General features: G+C 41.7%; 3 protein-coding genes. All 3 read right to left on the bottom strand.

Going from position 1 to position 1,594, the window contains the following annotated elements:
• A partial coding sequence (locus tag H6S82_RS32435; protein ID WP_191057443.1) for a type II toxin-antitoxin system HicB family antitoxin occupies positions 1-152 on the bottom strand: 152 nt, incomplete at its 3' end.
• 86 nt (positions 153-238) lie between these two features.
• Positions 239-631 (bottom strand): hypothetical protein, encoded by a 393-nt coding sequence (locus H6S82_RS32430; RefSeq protein ID WP_190464833.1) that lies wholly within the window; start codon positions 629-631, stop codon positions 239-241.
• 126 nt (positions 632-757) lie between these two features.
• On the bottom strand, positions 758-1,594 hold an 837-nt coding region (locus tag H6S82_RS32425), incomplete at its 5' end, for an N-acetylmuramidase domain-containing protein (protein WP_206756928.1).

Here is a 1,594-nt window from a genome sequence, read left to right as displayed (position 1 = left end):
TCTTGCATTCCTTCTAAATGAAATTCGATCGCTTCTTGAATATTTTGTTTCACTTCTTCTATAGTATCTCCAACACTTACGCACCCAGGTAAATCGGGAACGTAAGCGGAATAATTACCTTCTGCTTTTTCAATCACCACCGCGTAACGCATTATTCCTCCAATTGCAATAGGTTGGTTTTCACCTCCGCGAAATCCAACCTCCCATTTTTTGATTAATTTTCCCGATGCCTATATTTCTATCTCAATCCGGTACTGCGAACAATAACGCTAGCACCTTTCCTTACCGTTAAGGTTGAGGGTGCGTTACCGTTTTGAGTAACGGGAGAAGTAATCGCATAAGAATATTCTCCATTACGCCAAGCCTTTGTGCAAACTCCATCTCGGCAAGTAATTGTACCGTTTCTTAAAGAGATACAGCGATTTTTTGTATCGCATCCTCGATAAGTTAAATTCCCCGTTCCGTTGACGCCATTCCAGGAATTTTCATTGCCAATATTTATCCGCCATTCGGCGTTTCTTAAAACTGTATCGGCAAGAGTTGGCGAAGCGAATGCGAAAAATCCGCTGGCGATCGAACTTAGACCGATCGCAGAAATTAAGCACTTGTTTGTCAAATTTTTTAAGTTCATAATTAATTTGTGTCACTACTTTTAAAGTTAACCCAAGTTTTAGCTCTGGTAATTCACCCATTGTAGCGATATTTGCTAAAAAATAGTACCCTATTCGGGTACTATGGGCATTGAATCCTGAAAAAATTAGTGCAAAATTGCTACTGAATTTGACCAGCGATCGTAAGCACGAGCAAGTTTGCCATCGTAATCATTGGCGCGGTAACTTTCTCCATTATAATGGTAAGCAAACTTTGCCCACTCGCGATTTTTTAAGAAAGCTGCCAGATTTTGATTTTGCACATACGCCACAAAAGCTTCTAATTGTTTGCCTTCGGAAGCGTACATCGCCGCCACGAAATATTGCACATCGTTGAAACCGCAGAGATTGTGATTGAATCCCATAATTTGAAACAAACCCCAGGATGCCGATTTCAGCGCTGCTAAGCGATTTAAGCTGATAGCTTGCTCTAGGCGCGGGTATTCCTTAGCGCCACCTTTATACAGTTCTCGTTTCCATTTTAAGCTAGAAATCTGAGGATGACTCAAGTCATACCGATGATTAGTAAATTCTGAGAATTTGTGAGCTTCAAACAGAATTTTCGGTCGTCCATCTTGCAGAAAACCGTTACCGTTGCTTTCTACTTCTACCACCGCTTTGATGACAGCGATATCACAATTTAGTAAGTCAGCAGCTTTGGTATAATCGCGCTCGGATAATAGGCGCGATTCCAGGGGAAGAGAGTTTGCTTGGATGAGCAGTTTAGCCGTTTCCTTGGTAATGACGCCGCTGGGTAAATGAAAAGCATTAGTAAAAGCATCGAGAGCCGCTCTTGTTTTAGGGCCAAATAACCCATCTGCACTTTGCGGCGGTAACAGTGAAAGCGAGCTGAGACGGACTTGAATCTGTTGGGTTAGTTCTCGATCCATGTCCTCAAATTTAACAGAATTGTCTTGGTTGTAAATATCTTGGAGTTTCATTTT

The sequence above is a fragment of the Planktothrix sp. FACHB-1355 genome, assembly GCF_014748295.1.
In the GTDB taxonomy this organism is placed as follows: domain Bacteria; phylum Cyanobacteriota; class Cyanobacteriia; order Cyanobacteriales; family Aerosakkonemataceae; genus Aerosakkonema; species Aerosakkonema funiforme_A.
Note: the sequence above shows the minus strand (reverse complement) of the source record. Positions and strands in the feature narration are given on the sequence as shown.

Excerpts from the sequence above, each read along its gene's own strand:
- H6S82_RS32430 (WP_190464833.1), bottom strand. The coding sequence starts at position 631 with ATGAACTTAAAAAATTTGACAAACAAGTGCTTAATTTCTGCGATCGGT.